Raw genomic sequence first — 1,080 nt, 5'->3', positions numbered from 1 at the left:
TGTGCGCGTGGCCGTGCTCAACCGCTTCAGTCAGATCGGCCGGCCGCAGACCGTGCCGGTGGGTGCCGTGGCATGAGTCCGTCCGGGGTTGGGGTCAGGGCGTCTGCTCGTGGATTTGTGCAACAGAGCCTTTTCTGGCCAGACCTAACGTTTGCGGGTGTATGCGTTCTTCAGGATGACGCGAAAGCTCATCTTCTTTGCGTCCCTCAGGCGATGGTTGACATCCTCCCCGCCCTAAAGGACGGGGATTCCTCCTGCGAGACGCGCATGTCCGCGCGCAGCGATGTTCAGGGCAGCGTTCACGTCGCGGTGGTGTTCCGCGCCGCAGTCGCAGCATGTCCATCGCCTCATTCGCAGACCTGTCCTACCTTTCGGACTGCTGGCGGGTATGACCCCGCAGCTCGAACAGGTCTGGGTTGTGTAGGCTTCATTCACCTCTTCGAACACGATGCCGGCCTGATGGCTCTTGTATTCCAGCATCGTCTTCAACATCGACCATCCGGCGTCCAGCGTGGACTTCGCCATCTTGGTCTTCACCATCGCGCCGGCCTGCACGTTCCCGACGAAGATCGCCGCGTTGCGCGCGACCAGCCCCGTCGAGAACTTGTGCATCGCGTCCTTGCGCGTGTTGGCGATCTTCGCGTGGATCGCGCGCGCCCGGCCTTTCTTGCGCGCCCGCTGGGCGATCCCCAGCGCCTGCTCATGCTTGCGGTACAGGCCGGACGCCAGCTCTTCGCCGTCCGAGCACGTCGCCGTGGTCTTCAGGCCGAGGTCGATCCCCACCAGACCGGTGCCGGCCGACTTCGGCACGTCCACCTTGACGCACACGTTCAGGTACCACCGGCCGCGCGCATCCTGCGAGAACGATCCGGCGCGCAGATCGAACCGGCTCAGGCCGTAGCTGTCCCACAGGCTGAACTTGTGCCCAAGGAAAGCGATCTGCCCGGCCTTGTACTTCGCGCCGCCCGCCTTGAACGGCACCCAGCCCAGCGAATACTTCGCCGACTTCGGGTTCGACACCCGCCAGTTCAGCCGGGCTCGTCTGAACTGCTTGCGCCGGGTGGCGTACTCCTCGCACAC

Annotated in this window: 1 protein-coding gene; it reads right to left on the bottom strand. The window is 64.4% G+C overall.

Annotation, left to right across the window (positions count from 1 at the left end; all coding sequences use genetic code 11):
- Nucleotides 1-234 precede the first annotated feature (234 nt).
- Nucleotides 235-1,080, bottom strand: an 846-nt coding sequence (locus NFT33_RS02930) for an RNA-guided endonuclease InsQ/TnpB family protein (RefSeq protein ID WP_251673031.1), incomplete at its 5' end; no start/stop codon positions are given.

Source organism: Sphaerotilus sp. FB-3, from assembly GCF_023706025.1.
Taxonomy (GTDB): Bacteria; Pseudomonadota; Gammaproteobacteria; order Burkholderiales; family Burkholderiaceae_C; genus Sphaerotilus; species Sphaerotilus sulfidivorans.
The sequence above is the reverse complement of the archived record's forward strand: the minus strand, read 5'-3'. Positions and strand labels throughout refer to the sequence as shown.